We start from the raw sequence: 924 nt of genomic DNA on the forward strand, positions 1-924 counted from the left end.
TATCACCGGAGACTATGTCAGTGACGAGCCTTGTGTCGAAATTATTGCAGGTTGCAAGGGCATCTATGCACTGGAAGTGTTCGATCAGGGGATGACGGGTAGTGTCGATACTTATGACCAGAAAATTCTTGAGCTGATCAGGCGCTTCAAAGGCCATGTTGTTTCTAAAGATATTAATGCGAACACCATTACTCATTATCTTGCTACAAACCTGAAAACAGTAAAGCGTATATACGGTGCTCTGGAAAAATGTTTTCCTGAGGCCGAGATTGACCAGTGCAAAGTTGCGATTGTTTCGGCGATTGGCAGTAATATGCAAGTGCCTGGTATGTTGGCGGTGACGGTCAAGGCGCTGGCACAGCAGGAAATTAGTGTTTTAGCAATGCATCAATCTATGCGACAAGTTGACATGCAGTTTGTTGTCAACGAAGACGACTATGACTTGGCGGTGAAGAGCCTGCATAGTAGCTTGGTCGAAATTCACAATCACGGTATCGCGATTTGCCCTGCTAATTAACAATTAGATCTCGTGGGAACATCCTGCTAAAGGAGTTGGCAATGCATCAGATCTCTGGGTTTTCATCGGCAGCACGTACGCTGTTTGTTTTGGCGGCATTTGTTATTGTGGTTGCAGGTATACGCGCTGCTGAGTCATTGATGGTGACGTTTCTACTCTCCGGTTTTTTTGCCATCATTTGTGCGCCTCCCTTTCTCTTTATGCAACGGAAAGGCTTGCCTGCCTGGCTGTCCTTGATACTGGTGGTTATTTTTATCAGCCTGGTGCAGTTGGTGATTATCTCTATTATTACCACTTCACTCACTGCTTTCTCAAATGACCTACCCCAGTACCAGATACGCCTGCAAGCATTGATGGGCGAACTAATCAGTGGCTTAAATTCCTGGGGCTTGGATATTCCAAAGGAA

Annotated in this window: 2 protein-coding genes; both read left to right on the top strand. The window is 45.7% G+C overall.

The window, feature by feature from the left end:
- Positions 1 to 517 (top strand): ACT domain-containing protein (locus A3766_RS27100; RefSeq protein WP_156509186.1); only part of this gene is annotated, 517 nt, incomplete at its 5' end.
- A 41-nt stretch (positions 518 to 558) separates the two neighbouring features.
- A partial coding sequence (locus A3766_RS27105; protein WP_156509187.1) for an AI-2E family transporter occupies positions 559 to 924 on the top strand: 366 nt, incomplete at its 3' end.

It is taken from the genome of Oleiphilus sp. HI0132, assembly GCF_001635845.1.